Source organism: Bacillus cereus group sp. BfR-BA-01408 (genome assembly GCF_022663305.1).
Taxonomy (GTDB): Bacteria; Bacillota; Bacilli; order Bacillales; family Bacillaceae_G; genus Bacillus_A; species Bacillus_A pacificus.
This window is the reverse complement of sequence record NZ_JAKUFF010000071.1, coordinates 1-21293: the sequence shown is the minus strand read 5'-3', so window position 1 is coordinate 21293 and position 21293 is coordinate 1. Positions and strand designations below refer to the sequence as shown.

Genomic DNA, 21293 nt, shown 5'->3' with positions numbered 1-21293 from the left:
AGCGTTCATCCTGAGCCAGGATCAAACTCTCCAATAAAGTTAGTTTGTCTAGCATCTAAAATAAAAATTGACGTTTCACGTTGTTTGTTTCGTTCAGTTTTCAAAGAACTAAAAGCGGGTGAAGAGAATCGAACTCTCGACCAGAGCTTGGAAGGCTCTTGTTTTACCACTAAACTACACCCGCGTGGTCGGGAAGACAGGATTTGAACCTGCGACCCCCTGGTCCCAAACCAGGTGCTCTACCAAGCTGAGCCACTTCCCGTAATTGGCGCGCCCGAGAGGAGTCGAACCCCTAACCTCTTGATCCGTAGTCAAACGCTCTATCCAATTGAGCTACGGGCGCTTATTCATGATGTTTTTCGTCGTTGTATTTTGGCGACTCAATTATCTTATCATACTACATTTTCAAATGCAAGTACTTTTTTTAAAAGATTTTTGATGCGGCCGAGAGGACTTGAACCTCCACGGGGTTTCCCCCACTAGGCCCTCAACCTAGCGCGTCTGCCGTTCCGCCACGACCGCGCGAAAAAAACAAAAGTGAGCCATGAAGGACTCGAACCTTCGACCCTCTGATTAAAAGTCAGATGCTCTACCAACTGAGCTAATGGCTCGTAAATGGCTGGGCTAGCTGGATTCGAACCAGCGCATGACGGAGTCAAAGTCCGTTGCCTTACCGCTTGGCTATAGCCCATCGAAATACTTATCTTATTTTCAAAGACAAATGTTATTGTACCATAATGACCAATAAAAAACAACTGCCAATTAGCAGAAGTTAAAATGGCGGTCCCGACCGGGGTCGAACCGGCGATCTCCTGCGTGACAGGCAGGCATGTTAACCACTACACCACGGGACCATTTAATCTTTACATTAATGTCATTTTACTTTTCATTATAATATTATGGTGGAGGATGACGGGATCGAACCGCCGACCCCCTGCTTGTAAGGCAGGTGCTCTCCCAGCTGAGCTAATCCTCCGAAGTGGTGACCCGTACGGGATTCGAACCCGTGTTACCGCCGTGAAAGGGCGGTGTCTTAACCACTTGACCAACGGGCCAATATGAATGGCAGAGAAGAAGGGATTCGAACCCTCGCACCGCGTTCGCGATCTACTCCCTTAGCAGGGGAGCCCCTTGAGCCACTTGGGTACTTCTCTGTATGGCTCCGCAGGTAGGACTCGAACCTACGACCGATCGGTTAACAGCCGATAGCTCTACCACTGAGCTACTGCGGAATAATAAAGACAATTTGTATCTTATAAAAATTCTCATCGTAAGTCAAGAATTTTTTTCACAACATCTTGTACAAACGTGACATGTTTATAATATACTGGATTGCGTTTTCACTGTCAAGATGTTTTCTTTATCAAGATTAGTTTCCCTTTACACTTTCCGCAGACATATCTTTTTGTATTAATTTGACGTCTTCTTACATATTGAAGTGAGCACCCCATACATTCATACATATAAACCTTTTTTTCCTTCTCTTCATTCATCATTCGTTTACAAAACCGCGGCGCATCAACTGCCTTTAACAGTTCGCGAAAATCCTTATCCCGGTGCTTATACCCTCTTCCTGTAATATGTAAGTGATAATGACAAAGTTCATGTTTAACAATTCCAACTAATTCTTCTTTCCCATACATTTCGTAATATCGATAATTCAGTTCAATATTGTGTGTATTCAATAGATAACGTCCACCAGTTGTACGCAACCTACTATTAAACAGTGCCTTATGTAAAAACGGCATTCCGAAATATTGTAGCGATACTTCTTCCACTAGCCGCTGTATTTCTTGCTCATCCATTTTCATTCCTCCTAAACAAAAAAATATTTTTACACTTTTCTCCTCTCTTATACATATATTAAATAGTACATATACCCATCCTCATTCAAGAAGCGTGGTTTCTAAAAACATAGCAAAAATAGAAATCCACTCACCAACCTCTCATCAATAGTACTTTACATTTATGAGAGTAGGATTAAACAAGGAGGGATTCCTATGCCTACATGGCTCAAAAAACAAATGCAACGCGCATATTTCGAAAAAAACCGGTATCAAATTAAATTACTAAATGAATGCTGGTTTTATTATAGCAAAATACATCAAAGTTCCTAATCCATTACACGTTTTATCCTATAAAAAAAGAGCAGTTTCATCTGCTCTCTTCTCTTACTATTCAATCGGCAACATAGATAATGCAACGCGACCTTTTTTCGTATCAATATCATCTACCCATACTTTGACGATTTGTCCGACAGATACAACATCTAACGGATGCTTCACGTATTGTTTGCTTAGTTTAGAAATATGTACTAAACCATCTTGTTTCACACCTACATCAACAAAAGCACCGAAATCAACAACGTTACGAACTGTTCCTTCCAGTTCCATACCACGTTTTAAATCTTCTAATTTCAAAATCCCTTTTTTCAGAAGCGGTTTAGGCAACTCATCCCTCATGTCTCGCTCTGGACTAATGAGTGCATCTATAATATCAACTAATGTTGGTTCTCCAACTCCCGTTTCTTGCGACAACTTAGAAATCTCTACTTCTTCTAAACTCTTTTGTAATTGCGGTTGCCCTACGTCATCTTTTGATAATCCTAGACTCTTCAATAACAATTCAACATTTTTATATTGTTCTGGATGAATACCTGTACGATCTAACGGATTTGCCCCTTCTAATATACGTAAGAAACCTATACATTGTTCATATGTCTTCGCGCCTAGACGTGGTATTTTCTTTAAGTCTGTTCGTTTTGTAAATTTCCCTTCTTCTTCACGCTTTGCTACAATATTTTTCGCAACAGTTTTTGATAAACCCGAAACATATTGCAACAACGCAACTGAAGCTGTATTTACATTCACACCGACTTGGTTAACTGCCGTCTCTACTACAAACGTTAATGATTCATTTAATCTTTTTTGAGATACATCATGTTGGTATTGTCCAACCCCAACTGATTTCGGATCAATCTTTACAAGTTCAGCAAGTGGATCTTGCAGACGTCTACCGATAGAAACCGCACTTCTTTCTTCAACCTGTAAATCTGGGAATTCCTCACGTGCTAAATCAGAAGCCGAATACACACTCGCACCAGCTTCGTTTACAATAATATAGAAGACTTCTCGTTTCACATTTTGTAATACATCAACTATAAATTCTTCCGATTCTCTAGAAGCTGTACCATTCCCAATCGCAATCATTTCAACTTGATATTTATCTATAATAGAAAGAACTTTCGCTTTTGCATCTTCATATTTACGCACTGGTGGATGCGGATAAATAACATCAATATATAGAACTTTCCCCGTATCGTCTACGATAGCTAATTTACAACCCGTTCTATATGCAGGGTCTACAGCTAACACAACCTTTCCTTTCATTGGAGGCTGTAATAACAAATTACGTAAGTTCTCAGAGAAAATATGTATCGCTTGTTCCTCAGCTGTTTCTGTTAATTCTTTTCGAATCTCCCTTTCAATAGAGGGTTGAATTAATCGTTTATAACCATCCTCTATTGCTAATTTTACATACTGTGCACTTTTTGAATCGTTATCACGAATTACTTTCTTATATAAGAAAGTTACTATCTCATCTACTGGTGGAACAACAGAAACTCTCAATATATCTTCTTTCTCACCTCGATTCATCGCTAATACGCGATGCGGCACGACTTTCTGCAACGGTTCTTCATAGCTGTAATACATTTCATATATATTTTTTTCATCTTTCTCTTCATCTTTTACAGCCGAAGACATAACACCTTTTCTAAAAGTCACGTTCCGAATCCAACTACGATATACCGCTTCATCTGAAACGATTTCTGCAATAATGTCTTGAGCACCTTGCAATGCTTCTTCTGCAGATTGCACTTCTTTCTCGGCATTTATAAACTCTATTGCCTTCTGATTCGGATCTTCTTTCGTATATAACAATAACCATTCAGCTAATGGCTCTAATCCTTTTTCTTTTGCAATCGTTGCTTTCGTTCTTCTCTTCTCTTTATACGGACGATATAAATCTTCTACTTCTTGCAACTTTGTAGCTTTCACAATTTGCTGACGTAATTCTCCTGTCAGTTTCCCCTTCTCATCAATAAGACGAAGAACCTCTTCTTTCCTATCTTCAAGCTGCATCATATATTGCCATCTCTCTAAAATCATACGAATTTGCACTTCATCTAAAGAGCCTGTCCATTCTTTTCGGTAACGAGCAATAAATGGAACTGTGTTACCTTCTTCTGTTAATTGAATAACATGACGAACTTGCTTTTCGGTAAAGCCTAATTCCTTCACTAACATTTTCATTAACGCTTGTCGATTATCTACCATTTCCATATACAACCGCAACCTCCTCTATAATAAAAAAAGTTGCCCTTCAAAGAGAGCAACTTAAACTGCCGATTTAAAAATCTATTAGTCCTAAACTAATTTGTAGCGCTTCATCTACACGAATCATCATCACTTCATCTAAGTGAGTGATTTTGTCCGTTAAGCGCTGCTTATCGATTGTTCGAATCTGCTCAAGTAAAATAACAGAATCTCTCTCAAAACCGTACTTTTTCGCATCAATTTCCACATGAGTGGGTAATTTCGCTTTTTGAATCTGTGCAGTAATAGCCGCTACAATCACCGTTGGACTAAAACGATTTCCGATGTCATTTTGAATGACAAGAACCGGACGAACGCCTCCTTGCTCAGAACCAACAACTGGGGAAAGGTCTGCAAAATACACGTCGCCGCGTTTTACAATCAAAATATTACCCCCCGCTAACTAAGCGTTCTACTGTATGAGCTGCTTCATACTCTGCTAAGAAAGCTTCAGATGCAATACCAAGATTAATTTTTCCCATTTCAATGTACCCACGTCGCATTGATTCATGTTGGTAGCGTTTCTTCGTCTTATGTTGACGCAATAACAGTTGTGTTGCCTGGCAAATTAGTTCATGGCGATTCTTATTCTCTTGTTTTCCAATTCCGTCCAATTCCGTTACCATTTGCTTTGGCAACCGAACCACGATTTCAGTAGTTACACTTGATTCGGACACAAAAATACACCTCCACCGTCAACTACACACCCAAATATATATATGACACCTATTGTAATAATACCATTGTATGGAGCCTGTTGCAAAGACTTCCTTATTCCTTGCTTATGTTTTCCAATTCACAAACAAAACATTCATATTCTTTTATTTTTTATCTCATTACAACAAGAAACGGAAGAGTTTCCACGTTAAATTATGTTAAAAGTAATGATAAGTAAAAAGCTTCTCGTCAAAAAACGAACTTATTCTTAGCCACCGAAAAGTCCTCTCACATGACAAGAAGCAAATCATACTACATTCTATATATCATTCAAATAATTGATTACTTCCACAACTTTACCGTTCCGTATAAATATTCTCGGCACACGGAAACTAATCGTTGTAATAATTTCATAATTAATAGTCCCTGAATATTCCGCAACCTCTGTAGCGCTAATATATTCATCTCCTTGCCTTCCAATGAGTGTAACTTTCGTGCCAAGAGGCACTTCACAAGGAAGGTGAATCATGAATTGATCCATTGTTACTCGCCCTACAATCGGTACCCTTTTACCATTTACAAGCACTTCAAATCCTTGTAATCTTCTAAGCCAGCCATCTGCATAACCAATTGCAACAGTCGCAATCCATTCTTCAGTTTTCGTTCGATAAGTGACGTTATAACTAATTCCATCCCCTTTAATCACCTGTTTAATATGAGCAACTTTCGTATGCAATGATAGCGCTGGTTCTAATTTAAATGGTAAAAAAGGGCGTATTTCTACAGATGGAGATAACCCATACATCGCAATGCCAATTCGTACTGCATTAAATGTAATCCCTTGAAAACGTAGCGTTGCAGCACTATTAGCTGTATGAACAAACTTAGGATCCACTCCGAATTCTTTCAACCAACTTAACTGCTCCAAAAATGTGTTATATTGCTTATCAAAGTAAGAAGTCTCCACCTCATCTGCCGTTGCAAAATGCGTATAAACTCCTTCCAATTCTAAGAATGGTGCACCTTCTAAGCTTTTTAAAAATCCTTTTAATTCTTTACGTTCACGTATTCCAATTCTCCCCATACCACTATCGAAATTAATATGGTATTTCATCGTAGACGAACCATCCCAAAGTTTGATTGCTTCATCTACCCATTCCTTTTGAAAAACAGTTAATGCTACATCATTTTCAGCAGCTACATTTATATCACGAGGAGGAGAAGGACCTAATACTAAAATCGGCGCAGTAATACCAGCTCTTCGAAGCACTAAAGCTTCATCTAAGAACGCAACTGCTAACCTTGTCGCCCCCGCTTCTAATGCTGTTTTAGCCACCGGTACATAATCGTGCCCATATGCATTCCCTTTAACTACGGCAAAAATTTCTACACCACTTGGGATAAATTCTTTAATATGTGTAACATTGTTATAAATCGCATCTAAATCCACTTCCACCCAAGTGTCACGGTAAAATGGCGCTTCTTCCATAAACACACTTCCTTATACACGATATGCGAAGCTTATTCTTTTATATGCTTCTTTTATGAAATCCACCCTTCAAACTAAGAAAAGACGTGGTGCACATATATCACCACGTCTAAGAAGTTTACTTCACTTGCTTCTCTGTAACTGAACGAGCAACCATTAACAGCTCCTTCGGCTCTAAACCTTTAGACACGAGCATATATTCTACTCCGTTATGCGACCACGTTAAAGAGTCTTTCGTCAATGCTCCAATTGTAAAGCCAAGATCAACCAATTCTCCGCTCACACTTATCGCTGACGAAGCCTCTGCAACTTTTGCCTTTTCTTGTATTAAAGTAAAGGATTTCTTACTTCCAGTGTATGTGAGTATCGCACGCTTGCCACTGTCTGTCTTCAACTCTTTTTCATCTTTCAAAGTCATACCTTGCGGCGTATCACGCGGATACAAAATAGCAAATGGTTTGTCTTCTTTCGCTGTCGTTTGAACATCTACTTGCGCTCTAGACATATTTTGTTTCGTATCAAATGCACCTTTATCAAATTTCGCATCAAATTTCACTTTAGAGAAATCTACTTTCACAAGAACATTTTGATCATTATCCATTAACTTCACCGAAACTGGTGTTAAATCACTTTTCTTCAATGTAATCTCTTGTTTCGGCAACATGTTTTGGTGTTGATAATTTGTTTTTGTTTTAAAGATATAATACTTATCTGTTTTTTCAAAAGTAAGGTTTTTCTTATCCTGCAAAATATCCCTCACAAGGGATTCGTATAAATAAGCCTGGCTACTATTTTGCGGCCAATCACTTTGGAAACGGAAACTCTTATTAAGCGCTGGCGTTAATACAAATACACCTTCTTCATTCCTTAAAATAATTTGACTTTGATCTTTTTTCGCATTCTGCAAATTCACACGATAAAAAGAAGGTTCCTTATGCCATATTTCTACCTTATACTCCTGAGGCTCATTCCCTGTTTTAATAGATAATTTCGCTTCAGCTTGATAGCTTTTCAACCCTTTTACTTTCGCCTCTAAATCTCTCACAACATCATCTTGTTTCTTTTCCATACAACCGGCCAACACAAAAACGGTTAATAAACCGAGAAGAACTAAAAACAGACGCCTTTTCATCACTTCAGCCCCTTTGCCCCTATAAATGAATGGAAGATGTACCTTCCTTATCGCTACCACAAATATATGAGACAAAGATATAAAATATGCAGACTAGCGTGACGAGCTTTCTAAAACAACTTGAGCAACAGCAAATTCCTTACTATGACTAATTGATAAATGAACAATATGCTCTGTACTTGTAATAAGAATCGGCTTACCTCTATCATCATTTCTTACTTCAATATCTAAAAAACTCACTTCTTTCCCGATACCAGTCCCTACCGCTTTTGAATACGCCTCTTTTGCTGCAAATCTTCCAGCTACAAACTCTATAAGGCGACTTCCCTTCAGCCCCTTTGCAACATTACGTTCACTTTCAGTTAAAATACGTTCCATAAATTTAAGCTTTCCATCTATCATTTTTTCAATTCGATTTAATTCAATAATGTCGATTCCAATCCCTACAATCATTTCAAAATCCCCTTCTTCTATTTAGCTTTCTTTTTTCATATTGTAAGAATAACAGAGAATCTTTCTGATGCAAAAGGAGTGATACTCACAACATGCTAATACCATCCGCCCGCATTTCCTTACAACCAATCACCATCGCTTTACTTCTCATACAATTAATCATGATTATATTAGGTGATTTTCCCCTCTTTCCTATGGCAGCTTCTAATGAATATATCGCTAAAGGAGAATGGTGGCGTCTCCTAACTTCCCTGCTCGTACATGTAGACTTACAACATTTTCTTTTTAATAGTATTTGTTTATTCGTGCTTGGCTCTTCTATTGAAAAACAACTAGGGCACTTGTCTTTCATCATTATTTTTTTCCTTTCTGGCATTCTCGGAAATATGTCCTCTTATCTTATTATGCCTCATGAATATATTCATGCCGGGGCATCTGGTGGCATTTTCGGATTGCTAGGCGCACAGTTATTTCTATTGTATAGCCGATATCGTTCTTCCAATCCAAGAGACATCGCTATTTTTTCAATTATGATATGTATATTGCTACTATTCACTTTCTTCAATCCCTCTGCCAACCCTATCAGCCATTTAACAGGATTGATCATTGGTGGTATTTGCACTCCTCTATTAATAAAAAAACTCGATGGTGCAGAGCTCATTTAATATAAAAGCTCGCACCATCGACAATTTCCACATCTGTTTGTTCACTTAAATCTCTCATGAGTTGAAATAAAGACTCATCCTTCTTCTTCGCTTCAATCATACAATCAATTTGCGGAACACTTCCTTTTATCTTTTTTAAAAAAGATAAAAAAGTATCTACATTAATAAAGTCCGCATGTGCCCTTGGGTCTTTTCCCTCTCTAGGACTAGAAATGTGCATTTTCACCGGTAACAAAGACGATTCCCACGTATGTACAACACGCGCCCAATCTTCATGCCAATCTTCTCGATCATGATTCATCATATGATGATGTAAATCAAATACAACGGGAATGTCCAACTTTTCTCCTAAATATAATGTGTCCTCGAGCGTAAAAGTTGTATCATCATTTTCTAACATAATCATTTCCTGAATACCTCTTGGGACGTTAGACCAATTCTCTATAAAACGCTCTAATGCGAGCTCTTTATCTTTATATCCGCCCCCAACATGCATTACACATCGTTGCTTATGTTCAATTCCCATACCTTTTAATAATTTTCTGTGCATTTGTAATGTCTTGACAGATTGTTTAAAAATATTCTCCTCGGGTGAATTAAGTACAACAAAATGATCTGGATGAAAATCAATACGCATATTCATTCGAATAGCGTAATCACCTAGCACTTTTAAATTTTCTTTTAAGGGACGAATGTAGTTCCACTCTAACAACTCCTCATGATTCGCTAAAGGAATCAACTTGGAACTAAGTCGAAAAAAGGATATATCATGGCCTTTGTTATGTTTTAATAACCGTAAGCAATTTTCCAAATTCGAATTAGCAATTCTTTCAAGTTTACGAATCGCCGCTTCCCGATCATCTATTTTTTGAAACTGCGCGTACGTCATCGTTTGAGATGGGGATGCGTTTTTCAAATGTACACTCATCGCAACATACCCAAGTCTTACAAGCATGTAGCACCTCATTTCTACACAAGTTATTATGTAGTATGTACAATTACAGAAATAAAAAAAGAGAATGCCGGAAAAGGGCATTCTCTTTTTTACTATTAAGCTTGTGGCTTACGGCTATGATGTTTTCTTTCACCGCGTCCGTTTGAAGATCCTGGGCGACCTTGACCTTCTCCACGACGACCACGGTTTCCGCCATCACGATTGCGATCACGGTTACCGTCACGATTACGACCATCACGATTGCGGTCACGGTTACGACCATCGCCACCGCGTCCATCACGACTACGATTACGGTTACCATCACGGTATCCGCCTCCGTTACCGCCGCGTTTTTTAGAACCGCCACCTCTTGCAACAACTGGTGGTTCTGATGTTAAAGCGATTGGAGTTGTATCTGGCTCTTTTGTCATCATTTTTAAAGCAGCAGCTACTACTGTTACAGAGTCGTTCTCTTCTAACATTTCTTCCGCAATACGCTTGTAGTATGCTAAGTTTTCATTTTCAATTGTGTTTTGAAGTTTTTCAGCGATTAAACGTTGTTGACCTTCTAGTGCCTCGTCAAGTGTTGGTGCATCCATGCGGTCCATTTTACGTTTTGTTGTACGCTCGATATTTTTTAATTGTCCAGATTCACGTGGTGTTACAAATAGCATTGCAATACCTTTTTTACCTGCACGACCAGTACGGCCAATACGGTGAACGTATGATTCTGGATCTTGTGGAATATCGAAGTTGTATACGTGTGTTACACCTGAAATATCAAGACCACGCGCAGCAACGTCTGTTGCAACAAGAACTTCAATAGAACCTTCTTTGAACTTACGTAATACAGACATACGTTTCGCCTGAGTTAAATCACCGTGGATACCTTCCGCAGCATAACCACGTAAATTTAATGCTTCTGATAATTCATCAACACGACGCTTTGTACGACCGAATACAATCGCAAGCTCTGGAGATTGAATGTCTAATAAGCGTGTCAATACATCAAACTTTTTCTTTTCTTGCACTTCTAAATAGAACTGCTGAATGTTTGGCATTGTTACTTCTTTTGCTTTTACTTTAATGTGTTGAGGCTCAGTCATGAAACGCTCAGCAATACGACGGATTGGATCCGGCATTGTCGCTGAGAATAGTAATGTTTGGTGTGTTTCTGGCACATCTGTTAAAATTGCTTCAATATCTTCAATGAAGCCCATGTTTAACATTTCATCCGCTTCGTCAAGAACAACTGTCTCTACGTTTTGTAAGCGAAGTGTTTTACGGTTAATATGATCTAAAATACGACCCGGCGTACCAACAATAATGTGTGGGTGTTTTTTTAGAGCACGAATTTGGCGGTTAATATCTTGACCACCGTAAATTGGTAAGATACGAACGCGTTTATGTTTACCAATTTTGTATAGCTCTTCTCCAACTTGAATTGCTAATTCACGCGTTGGCGCGATAACAATACCTTGAACCGATTCTTTATGTGTATCCACTTTATCTAATAGTGGTAATCCGAATGCTGCTGTTTTCCCTGTACCTGTTTGTGCTTGCCCAATAATATCCTTACCTTGCAATGCATGTGGAATTGTTTCAGCTTGAATTGGCGTAGCCTCTTCAAAGCCCATACTTTCAACAGATTGCAGTAAAGAATCACTTAATCCTAATTCTCGAAATGTTGTCAATGTTACTTCTCCTTTTCTATCCTATACTTATCATTTAAAAAAAGGCGTTTTCCGAATTTGCGGAAAAGCCCTTTTCCTGAATGCTCACGTATATAAACGGGCGTATATTCTTCACGAAAATACTTCTAAACGTTATTACACTTTATCAATTATAAGTTTTGTATGTGTAAAAAGCAAACCCAACTGTTACCTTATTTTCATATTCAGAGGTTTTTTCTTCACTTTTATTTTTTTATATTTACTGTAAGCGCTTATTATAAGTTTCTTCTTTTTGCGTTGCTATCATCCCTATTTATATACACCAATTATTTCAACATCGTAATTACTTCTTCCAATTTCATACCGCGAGATGCTTTTATTAATACAACATCTTTTGCATCGACTACTGCTTGCAACTCTTTTACTAACTCTTCTTTATTATCATAAGCCTTTACACGTTCGTTAGGGAAATTAATTTTCGCTCCTTCAGCAATTTGAGCCCCTAATTTACCATATGTGAACACATAAGAGATTTTTGCTGGATCGATTAATTTACCTACCTCATAATGAAACTGTACTTCTTGATCTCCAAGCTCTAACATATCGCCGAGAACAACAATTTTTTTAGAGAATCCATCTAAACCATTCATTAGGTGGAATGCTGCTTCCATAGCTGTTGGACTTGCATTATAAGCATCGTTGATAATTGTTAATCCACTATTTGTTTTTACAATTTCCATACGCATGCCTGTCATTTGAAGTGTTACTAAACCTTCTTTCATCTCTTCCCACGTTACACCAAAATGTTTCGCAATTGCCATAGAAGCAAGCGTATTATACACATTGTGTTTCCCTAATACCGGTAGATAGAATGAAATGTTTTCTTCTCTATTCATTTTAAAGTGTGTCCCAGTTGCTTGTAACGTTACAGTCGTTGGATAGTAATCATTTGCTCTAGCATCACCAAACGTAACTGTTTCAGCTATTAAATTCATTTCAGGAACACGATTCGTTAATAACGGCTCATCTCCGTTATATACGAACACTCCACCTTCTTGTAATCCTGTCACAATTTCTAATTTCGCTTCAGCAATTGCCTCACGAGAGCCTAAGTCCATTAAATGCGCTTCACCAATGTTCGTAATGATAGCTGCATTTGGACGAGCTAACCTAGATAAGAATTCAATTTCCCCGCGGCTTGACATTCCCATTTCTAATACAGCTACTTCTGTATTTTCTTCTAAGTTTAAAATAGTAAGAGGTAGCCCGATATGATTATTGAAGTTTCCTTCTGTTTTTTGAACTTTGAATTTAGTCGCAAGAAGACTTGTTACAATATCTTTTGTAGATGTTTTCCCGTTACTACCTGTCACACCAATCACTTTAACGTCCAATTGGTCGCGATAGTTTTTTGCTAACATTTGTAATGCTGATAGCGTGTCTTCCACAAAAATAACCGGAAGATTCTCAGGTGGATTTGCTACATCTTTCATCCATAATGTCGCCACAGCTCCATTTTCAACAGCTTTATCTACAAAAGCATGTCCATCGAAACGTTCACCTTGAATCGGAACATATAAGTTTCCTTTTTCGATTTTTCTCGTATCAATAGACACTCCTTGTATAGTAATTCCCTCATACTGCTCTGCTAATCCCGTACCATTTGTCATTTGTTCTACTTGTTTTAACGTTCGATTTATCATAAAAACACTCCTTACATAGAGGAAGCACTATTCCTTCGAATAGTGCCTCCTCCTTTTTTTGTTAGATTGTATATTTAATTTTTTGTTTTTCTTCGTGACGCTCCATTGCTAAACGAATTAGCTCTTCAATTAATTCCGGATACGGTAATCCAGTATGTTGCCATAGTAGAGGGAACATACTAAACGGCGTAAATCCTGGCATCGTATTCACTTCGTTAATATATACTTCTCCATCTTTCGTTAAGAAGAAATCAGCTCGCGTTAAGCCAGCACCATCTAACGATTGGAATGCAACAATCGCATCTCGTTTAATAACATTAGACTCTTCTTCTGTCATTTCAGCTGGAATAATTAACGCTGTATCACCATCGATGTATTTCGACTTATAATCATAGAAGTCTTTTTTAGGTACGATTTCACCTACAACTGAACATTTCGGTTCATCATTACCTAGTACACCAACTTCTACTTCACGTCCAACGATATTTTCTTCCACAATAATTTTACGGTCAAATTGGAATGCTTCTTCAAATGCATTCTCAAGTTCTTCACGATTTTTACACTTATTAATCCCAACACTTGAACCAAGGTTTGCTGGTTTTACGAAGCAAGGGTATCCTAATACTTCTTCTACTTTTTCATATGCTGTTTCACGATCTTTTTCCCATGCACTACGAATAAATGATGCATATTTTGCTTGTTTCAATCCAGCTTCTGCAAAGATGTTTTTCATAACAACTTTATCCATACCAGCAGCAGATGCTAGAACACCATTTCCTACATACGGAATATTCATTAATTCTAATAATCCTTGCACCGTTCCATCTTCACCATTTGGTCCATGTAGTAATGGGAAAATAACATCGATAGCATTTTCCTCAGCATTTGTAGATGGAATGATTTCTGTGCTTAATGATAACGGAGAAATCGCATTTTCTGCACCGCTCATTTTTAGAACTTCAACATCTGTTACTTCACCTTCAATACGCTCACCGCGTACCCATTGACCTTGTTCTGTAATATAAATTGGATGAATCTCGAATTTATCTTGATTTAATGCTTTAATAGCAGCAAGAGCCGTTTGTAGCGAAACTTGATGCTCAGCTGATTTTCCACCATATAATAAACCTAATTTAATTTTTGTCACTGAAATCACCCTAACCAATTGTTTTCATTTTTCTATTTTAGCACTTTTTATAAAAATAGGTAGTTCCTATTTGAAATAAAATGCAACTTCCACAAATAATTAAATGACACCACTTATTGGTTTTCTATACTTTTTCCACTTAACTTTCTTCATACATATATAAAGTGAAACTTTAATCAGTGGGGGTCTTACTGCCCATTAAAGTGGGATAAAATTGTAAACCAATCTAGTTATGTACCTAAAATATGTAGAAATCCCCTTTTTGTGTATGTCATCTAATCATTAAGAAGATTGTTTGGCTAGTGTGCTTTTTTGCCTTTGTTCAACGAGACGGTCTAAAGAAATATATACAATACCTGCAACTACACATCCTACAGCTAAAATTGTAAATAGAAAGTGGCCAAGTAATCGATCTAATAAAAAACCTCCAAGAAGCGGACCGAATGCACTTCCTGTAATCCACTGCAAACTTGCAGCTCCCATATAAGTCCCTCTCAAATGTTCAGGGGCCAAATTCGCTACAAACGTCATCTGTACAGGCGACATAATCATCTCACCTAACGTATATATGGCATATACAAACAGTAACGTTATTAAAATAATTGTAGCATTTATATCAAATTCTCCAAACCACTTCGGTAACCACCCTATAAAAAATAATCCAATCCCAAACAAACATGCACCATATAACATCGTCTTTCCAACAGGTTTATCTGTGGCCCATTTTGAAATTTGAAATTGGAACAACACAACTAATAGTCCATTTAAAGCCATTAAATATGGATATGGATTGTTAGTTCCAAAAATATCTTTCATTTCATTGTCAAAGTGCAGTGGCAACATGCCTTCTGTTTGAGAAAATCCCATCGAAATAATGATACCTGCTAATAAATAAATCATGAGTGCCTTATCTCGCAATACAATTTTCCACACTGCTCCTGATTCTTTTTCTGTATCACCTTCTTTATTCGTACTCTTTGGCATTGTCTCTTGAATAAGGACGAATACAAGTAACGCATAAAATAACATCGTAGATGCGGCAATAATAAACACAAGGTTCTTCGATAACATAACTACTGAAGCCCCCATTATCGGACCAATTGCAGCACCTATATTGTGTCCCATTCGCAATAAACCATATGCTTCTGTTCTTTTTTCTGGCGCCGTTACATCCGCAACCATCGCTGATGCAGCTGGATGAAATAACGAATTACTTAATCCTAAAAAAATAGATAAAATCGCATATGGAATAAATCCTTCTATAAATAAAAAACCGAGCATGAATACCGCATTGCTCGCCATCGAAAATATCATAATCGGTTTTCTTCCATATATATCAGCAATTCTTCCCCCTATAATTGATCCAAAGCTTGCAGCAATTGGAGACAGTGCCATAATCACTCCGACCTGTAATAATGAATCTACCTTATCTTTTAAATATAATGCAAAAAAAGGCATCAACATCATCATTGCAATTCCATTTAACGTCTCACCAATAAACCGAATCCATACGTTACGGTCCATCTCCCTTAACTCACGCCACGTATTTTTCATTATTTCACCCCTTTTGTTCACCAATAATTATCTTATAACAAGTTCAGAAGAATGTAAATTTTCAAAAATAAAAATCCATTCTAACAGAATTAGAATGGATTTTTCTACTTATAAATTGGCTGCGTCGTCTTCTTCTTTACTATTATTTAAAGCACTATGTTTTCGGCTATATAAGAAGTAAACCGCAATACCGATAATCATCCATACACCAAAACTAATCCAAGCCGTCCCGGATAATTGAAGCATTAAGTATAAACAAAAAATTACCGTTAACGCTGGTAAAAACGGTACAAGCGGGGCCTTAAATGCTCTTGGTAAATCAGGATGCGTTCTTCTCATTACAATAACAGCAACAGCTACAAGTGCAAAGGCTGATAAAGTCCCCATATTTACAAGATGCGCTAACACATTTAAATCTATTAATCCTGAAATAAGTGCTGCAATAATTCCCGTTGTCCACGTATTTAAAAACGGTGTTTTAAATTTCGGGTGAACTTTAGCAAGACGTTTCGGCAACAATCCGTCTCTACTCATTGCATATGAAACTCGTACTTGCCCATACATCATAACTAACATTACTGTTGTGATTCCTGTAATTGCGCCTACTGAAATTACTCCCGCTAAACTATCTTGTCCAATAAATTGAAGTGCAAAAGCGACTGGATCTGATATATTCAACTGTCCGTATGGAACAATTCCTGTCAAAATAAGCGAAACAATAATATAAAGAGCCGTACAAATTAATAAAGATGCAATAATACCAATTGGTAAATCACGTTGTGGACGTTTCACTTCTTCTGCTGCCGTTGAAACTGCATCAAACCCTATGAATGCAAAGAACACTGTAGCAGCTCCAGCCATTACACCATCTAAGCCAAATGGCATAAAAGGCGTCCAGTTTTCAGGTTTCACATAATTAAAACCAGCAAAGATAAAAATAAGAACAACCGCTAGTTTAATAAATACCATAATATTATTTACACGTGCACTTTCACGAACACCTCTAGATAAAAGAACTGTCATCACTAAAATAATGAGAACTGCCGGCAAATCAATTATTCCACCCTTTCCTGTACCAGGGGCTGAGGAGAGAATGGTAGGAATATGAATTCCAAATCCCTTTAATAAAGATTGGAAGTACGCGGACCAACCATTTGCCACAGCAGAGGTTGCAAGTAAATACTCAAGCATTAAGTCCCATCCAATTAAAAATGCGAATACTTCTCCCATCGTCGCATATGTGTACGTATACACACTGCCTGAGACAGGAACTGAAGAAGCAAATTCAGCATAACAAAATGCAGCAAAGGCACATGCTAACGCGGCTATCGCAAATGATAATATAATAGCTGGTCCAGAATGTTTCGCTGCTACCACGCCCGTTAGAACAAAAATACCCGTTCCAACAATTGCCCCGATTCCAAGCATCGTTAAATCTAGTGCGCCCAATGTTCTTGCTAACGTCTTTTGTTTACTCTCTTGCATTAACTTTGCAATAGGCTTCTTTTGAAAAATTTGCTTCATAGCATGCTCCTCCAAGTTTTAAATTTTCTGAAAATTTTTAATTCGCTTTTTTATTTTACTCATAGCACTTTTCCCAGTCAATACTTTTGTCGAAATAAGTAGAAACTCTTATGAATATGCACGATTTTTATCATTCTTTCTATATATCTTTCTATAATTTTTTTTGGTATTATTATACATGTCGATTCCATGAAAAAGGCATGCTCTGTTATTGAGCATGCCTTTTTCTTACTTATTTCACAGTATATGATCCCTCTTCAATCCAGCTATACATATATTTTTCATCTTCTGTTTCATGTGCTTGTTTTACAATACGAAGCGGACGGAATGTATCTATCATAACAGCTAATTCAAGCGTTTCTTTTTTCCCTATACTCGCCTCTGTTTTCCCAGGATGTGGCCCGTGAGGAATGCCGCTCGGATGAAGTGTAATAGACCCTTCCTCCACACCTTTTCGGCTCATAAAGTTACCTTCTACATAGTACAGTACTTCATCACTATTCACGTTACTATGATAATACGGTGCCGGAATAGATTCTGGATGATAGTCATATAAACGTGGTACGAAAGAACAAATAACGAAATTGTGACCTTCGAACGTTTGATGTACTGGAGGTGGCTGATGAATACGACCTGTAATTGGTTCAAAATCCTCTACATTAAAGACCCACGGATATAAATAGCCATCCCAACCAACAACATCTAACGGATGATGTCCTAAAACATGTTTATGCATATATCCCCTCGACTTTGTCATTACGACAAACTCACCTTTTTCATCATACGTCTCTAATTTTTCAGGACCACGAATATCTCTCTCACAAAACGGGCTATGCTCTAACAATTGTCCATATTCATTACGATAGCGACGCGGTGTTGTAATTTGACTATTTGCCTCTACAACAAGAAACTTAGTCTCTCCTTCATCTGGAATAACACGATAAATCGTTCCAATTGGAATTGTTACATAATCGCCTTTTCTATAATGAACCGTTCCAAACATCGTTTCAATTTTTCCTGTTCCGTAATGGACAAACAACATTTCATCGCCATCACCATTACGGTAGAAATAGTCCATTTTTTCTGTTGGGCTCACTACTCCGATTAATAAATCCTCATTCCCAAGTATAAAGTTTCTTCCGCTTACTGCATCACCACTTTTTTTATTTTCTTTCGTGCGAAAGTGACGATGAGAAAGAGCAACATCTTCTTCATACTGCAACTGACAAGAATGAGATAATGCCGCATGCCCTACTTCCGTTGGCATATAATGATGGTACAAAATAGATTGCGTACCAGAAAAACCTTTTGTTCCCATTACCTGCTCACGATAAAGCGACCCGTCTTTTTTACGGAATTGTACATGTCGTTTATGAGGTAGCTCCCCCATGTGACGATAAAACATGCCCATCACCTGCTTCCCTTTCTATTTTGACCGTATTACGTAATGTACCTAAACCAGTAATCGTAAGTTCTACCACATCACCATCTTGTAGCCACTCTTCTGTGCCTAGTTCTAAAATGCAACCTGTTCCTACTGTTCCAGAACCAATCACATCGCCTGGATATAATGTAACGTCTTCCGAAGCACGTTCAATCATTTCAGCAAATGTATAGTAAATATCTCGGAAGTTCCCTTTTGATAATAGCTTTCCATTTACATGAGCAGTCATCTCTAACTCATAACGGTCACCATTACGATAAATATCTAGTTCCTCTTTCGTAACAAGGTACGCTCCTAATGAAGTTGCAAAATCTTTTCCTTTCGCTGGACCAAGTCCTACCTTCATTTCTGTTGCTTGTAAGTCCCTTGCACTCCAATCATTCATAATACAATAACCAAAAATATATTCCTCTGCTTGCTCACGAGAAATATTTCTTCCTTCTTTCCCAATTACGCAAGCAATCTCTAACTCATAATCAAGTTTTTTAGATTTCTTCGGACTAATTACAACATCATCGGGACCAACTACAGCACGATGGTTCGTAAAATAAAAAACCGGGATATCGTACCATTCAGGTACAACATCTAACCCTCTTCGGCCACGTGCCGTTTTTACGTGCTGTTCAAATGCATAAAAATCCCTAATACTACTCGGATTAGGAATCGCTGCTACTAATTGCACTTCCTCTAAAGAATATATGCCCTTTTCCGGCTTGTTAATATTACGCAACACTTCTACATACTCATCCACTTTCTCTAAAAAGGCGAACATAGAAGAAGGTAATTTTCCACCACTAGCAAGATTCATATCGATTACTTTGTCACCTTCAAGCCATCCAGCTCGCATTTCTTTTGAAGGAAGACGAAATGTAACAAATTTCATCATGATTCCTCCTTATGAAAATGAAATTTCCACCAGCAAAAGAATCCCTGCTGGTGGATATAAATTTTATAAATTTCCGCGACGCTCTTGTTCTCTTTCAATTGATTCAAATAACGCTTTAAAGTTTCCTTCTCCAAATCCACGAGACCCTTTACGCTGAATGATTTCAATAAATAAAGTTGGACGATCTACAATTGGTTTCGTAAAAATTTGTAGTAAATAGCCTTCATCATCGCGATCTACTAAGATCTTTAATTCTTTTAACTTATCAATTTCTTCATCAATTTTTCCAACTCGTGCAGTTAATTCATCATAATAAGTATCTGGTGTATCTAAAAACTCCACACCATTTGCACGAAGCGCTTCTACTGTTTTAACAATGTCATTTGTTAGTAAAGCAAGATGCTGTACACCTGCTCCATTGTAGAATTCTAGATATTCTTGAATTTGTGATTTTCGCTTTCCATCTGCTGGTTCGTTAATAGGGAACTTAATACGACTTCCATTTGTCATAACCTTCGACATTAATGCTGAATACTCTGTACTAATATCATCATCATCAAAATGGATCATTTGTTTAAAGCCCATAACGTTCTCGTAATAACTAACCCACTCTTCCATCTTTTCAACATTACCAACTACATGGTCTACAGCAATTAAACCTGACTCTTCAAATGGAATATCAAACTCAGCCTTTTGGAATCCTGGCATAAATGTTCCTTTATAATTTTTACGCTCTACAAGCGTATGAATTGTATCACCATACGTACCAATAACTGCTTTTTTCAATGTACCGTTCTCGTCTGTTAACTCTACAGGTGGAGCAATTGCGACGGCACCACGTTTCACCGCTTCCGAGTATGCTTTATCAACATCGTCAACAAGTAACGCCACATCTTTCACGCCATCACCATGAGTCTTTACAAATTCTGCAATACGATTGTCGCTACTTAAAGCCCCAGACACAACGAAACGCATATTTTTTTGCACAAGAACATAAGATACTTTTTCACGATTACCAGTTTCTAATCCAGAGTAAGCCACAATTTTGAATCCGAATGCTCTCGCAAGGTAATAGCTTGATTGCTTTGCATTTCCTACGTAAAATTCCAAATGATCTACATCACGTACTGGAAAAAAGTCCTCCATTTGTGCAGCTAGCGTATCCATAGATTTTTGTTTCATAAAATCCTCATCCCCCTGTAAATAGATTAAATGGTCCATACTTAAAACCAACCGAAAACGCTTCCAACATCAATTAATAGAAATTAGTTAGCAAGCTAACAAATTCTGACCTTTAAAATTTTCTATCTTTTCTGTCAAATTCCTCTTTTTTTCTTACATATAAAATTCGACTTTTTTCTCTTTAAAATAAAGGGGACTATTCATACTTGAAGGGATATATAGAAGAAAAATAAAAAAGACCCCAACATATTAATTACTTACTAATATGCTAGAGTCTTTATTTTTTTTGAATAATTGTATTTATATGTCTCATACTAATACATTTGCAAGGAATAGAATAAATGATGTTAATACTACCGCTCCACCTAATGGTCCTAATAAATCTGTTTTTGTTACTTGTAACACTTGTTCACTGTTCATATTCCTCATTCTCCTTTCATTTTGTATAATGTAAAACTTCTATTACACTAATAC

Annotated in this window: 19 protein-coding genes and 11 tRNA genes; 2 read left to right on the top strand and 28 right to left on the bottom strand. The window is 37.5% G+C overall.

Annotation, left to right across the window (positions count from 1 at the left end; all coding sequences use genetic code 11):
- Positions 1-113: 113 nt before the first annotated feature.
- From MR083_RS21860 to MR083_RS21805, 12 genes are all read right to left on the bottom strand, one after another.
- Positions 114-184, bottom strand: a tRNA-Gly gene (locus MR083_RS21860).
- Position 185: 1 nt separating this feature from the next.
- Positions 186-262 (bottom strand) — tRNA-Pro (locus tag MR083_RS21855).
- A 4-nt stretch (positions 263-266) separates the two neighbouring features.
- Positions 267-343 (bottom strand) — tRNA-Arg (locus MR083_RS21850).
- A gap of 96 nt (positions 344-439) precedes the next feature.
- A tRNA-Leu gene (locus MR083_RS21845) sits at positions 440-522 on the bottom strand.
- A gap of 16 nt (positions 523-538) precedes the next feature.
- A tRNA-Lys gene (locus tag MR083_RS21840) sits at positions 539-611 on the bottom strand.
- 5 nt (positions 612-616) lie between these two features.
- A tRNA-Gln gene (locus tag MR083_RS21835) sits at positions 617-691 on the bottom strand.
- Positions 692-778: 87 nt separating this feature from the next.
- Positions 779-854, bottom strand: a tRNA-Asp gene (locus MR083_RS21830).
- Positions 855-900: 46 nt separating this feature from the next.
- Positions 901-976, bottom strand: a tRNA-Val gene (locus tag MR083_RS21825).
- A gap of 4 nt (positions 977-980) precedes the next feature.
- A tRNA-Glu gene (locus MR083_RS21820) sits at positions 981-1055 on the bottom strand.
- An 8-nt stretch (positions 1056-1063) separates the two neighbouring features.
- Positions 1064-1154: transfer RNA gene (locus MR083_RS21815), tRNA-Ser, on the bottom strand.
- A 3-nt stretch (positions 1155-1157) separates the two neighbouring features.
- Positions 1158-1232: transfer RNA gene (locus tag MR083_RS21810), tRNA-Asn, on the bottom strand.
- Between the two features lie 114 nt (positions 1233-1346).
- Complete coding sequence (locus MR083_RS21805; protein ID WP_000344243.1) at positions 1347-1805, bottom strand: SprT family protein; 459 nt, start codon at positions 1803-1805, stop codon at positions 1347-1349.
- A 195-nt stretch (positions 1806-2000) separates the two neighbouring features.
- Here MR083_RS21805 and cmpA point away from each other — a divergent pair, with 195 nt between their 5' ends.
- Positions 2001-2117, top strand: a complete 117-nt coding sequence (cmpA, locus tag MR083_RS21800) for a cortex morphogenetic protein CmpA (RefSeq protein WP_001143642.1) — start codon at positions 2001-2003, stop codon at positions 2115-2117.
- A 57-nt stretch (positions 2118-2174) separates the two neighbouring features.
- Here the strand turns inward: cmpA and MR083_RS21795 are convergent, their stop codons facing one another.
- From MR083_RS21795 to acpS, 6 genes are all read right to left on the bottom strand, one after another.
- Positions 2175-4343 (bottom strand): Tex family protein, encoded by a 2169-nt coding sequence (locus tag MR083_RS21795; protein WP_049112717.1) that lies wholly within the window; start codon positions 4341-4343, stop codon positions 2175-2177.
- 67 nt (positions 4344-4410) lie between these two features.
- Complete coding sequence (gene ndoA, locus MR083_RS21790; protein WP_000635963.1) at positions 4411-4761, bottom strand: type II toxin-antitoxin system endoribonuclease NdoA; 351 nt, start codon at positions 4759-4761, stop codon at positions 4411-4413.
- A 4-nt stretch (positions 4762-4765) separates the two neighbouring features.
- On the bottom strand, positions 4766-5053 hold the full coding sequence (locus MR083_RS21785; protein ID WP_000004570.1) for an antitoxin EndoAI: 288 nt from the start codon (positions 5051-5053) through the stop codon (positions 4766-4768).
- Positions 5054-5352: 299 nt separating this feature from the next.
- Positions 5353-6522 (bottom strand): alanine racemase, encoded by a 1170-nt coding sequence (alr, locus tag MR083_RS21780; protein ID WP_000390608.1) that lies wholly within the window; start codon positions 6520-6522, stop codon positions 5353-5355.
- Positions 6523-6640: 118 nt separating this feature from the next.
- Positions 6641-7591: a LolA family protein gene (locus tag MR083_RS21775; RefSeq protein WP_029141035.1), complete on the bottom strand. Its 951-nt coding sequence runs from the start codon at positions 7589-7591 to the stop codon at positions 6641-6643.
- Between the two features lie 156 nt (positions 7592-7747).
- Positions 7748-8107 (bottom strand): holo-ACP synthase, encoded by a 360-nt coding sequence (acpS, locus tag MR083_RS21770; protein WP_139869637.1) that lies wholly within the window; start codon positions 8105-8107, stop codon positions 7748-7750.
- A 92-nt stretch (positions 8108-8199) separates the two neighbouring features.
- Between acpS and MR083_RS21765 the strand changes: the two genes are divergently transcribed.
- Complete coding sequence (locus MR083_RS21765) at positions 8200-8772, top strand: rhomboid family intramembrane serine protease (protein WP_016716299.1); 573 nt, start codon at positions 8200-8202, stop codon at positions 8770-8772.
- Here the strand turns inward: MR083_RS21765 and uvsE are convergent.
- The 10 genes from uvsE to MR083_RS21715 form a co-directional block, all read right to left on the bottom strand.
- A complete protein-coding gene (gene uvsE / locus MR083_RS21760; RefSeq protein ID WP_000961156.1) occupies positions 8765-9727 on the bottom strand; it encodes a UV DNA damage repair endonuclease UvsE in 963 nt (320 codons plus the stop codon). The two genes, MR083_RS21765 and uvsE, sit on opposite strands and share 8 nt — an antisense overlap.
- A 95-nt stretch (positions 9728-9822) precedes the next feature.
- Positions 9823-11400: a degradosome RNA helicase CshA gene (cshA, locus tag MR083_RS21755; RefSeq protein ID WP_000206582.1), complete on the bottom strand. Its 1578-nt coding sequence runs from the start codon at positions 11398-11400 to the stop codon at positions 9823-9825.
- Positions 11401-11705: 305 nt separating this feature from the next.
- Positions 11706-13082: a UDP-N-acetylmuramoyl-tripeptide--D-alanyl-D-alanine ligase gene (murF, locus tag MR083_RS21750; RefSeq protein WP_242269838.1), complete on the bottom strand. Its 1377-nt coding sequence runs from the start codon at positions 13080-13082 to the stop codon at positions 11706-11708.
- 61 nt (positions 13083-13143) lie between these two features.
- Positions 13144-14229 (bottom strand): D-alanine--D-alanine ligase, encoded by a 1086-nt coding sequence (locus tag MR083_RS21745; RefSeq protein WP_000161446.1) that lies wholly within the window; start codon positions 14227-14229, stop codon positions 13144-13146.
- A gap of 282 nt (positions 14230-14511) precedes the next feature.
- Positions 14512-15783, bottom strand: coding sequence for an MDR family MFS transporter (locus MR083_RS21740; RefSeq protein WP_242269837.1), 1272 nt, complete (start codon positions 15781-15783; stop codon positions 14512-14514).
- 108 nt (positions 15784-15891) lie between these two features.
- On the bottom strand, positions 15892-17307 hold the full coding sequence (locus MR083_RS21735; protein ID WP_000809368.1) for a branched-chain amino acid transporter BcaP: 1416 nt from the start codon (positions 17305-17307) through the stop codon (positions 15892-15894).
- 232 nt (positions 17308-17539) lie between these two features.
- Entirely contained in the window at positions 17540-18712 is a 1173-nt protein-coding gene (locus MR083_RS21730; protein WP_000499917.1) for a homogentisate 1,2-dioxygenase, read from the bottom strand.
- Positions 18678-19634 carry a fumarylacetoacetate hydrolase family protein gene (locus MR083_RS21725; RefSeq protein ID WP_000674032.1) on the bottom strand — a complete coding sequence of 319 codons (957 nt, stop codon included), beginning with the start codon at positions 19632-19634 and terminating at the stop codon, positions 18678-18680. Before MR083_RS21725 ends, MR083_RS21730 begins: the two co-directional genes overlap by 35 nt.
- 66 nt (positions 19635-19700) lie before the next feature.
- Positions 19701-20819, bottom strand: coding sequence for a 4-hydroxyphenylpyruvate dioxygenase (gene hppD, locus MR083_RS21720; RefSeq protein WP_000810913.1), 1119 nt, complete (start codon positions 20817-20819; stop codon positions 19701-19703).
- 309 nt (positions 20820-21128) lie between these two features.
- Entirely contained in the window at positions 21129-21239 is a 111-nt protein-coding gene (locus tag MR083_RS21715; RefSeq protein WP_242269836.1) for a DUF3948 family protein, read from the bottom strand.
- Between the last annotated feature and the right edge of the window lie 54 nt (positions 21240-21293).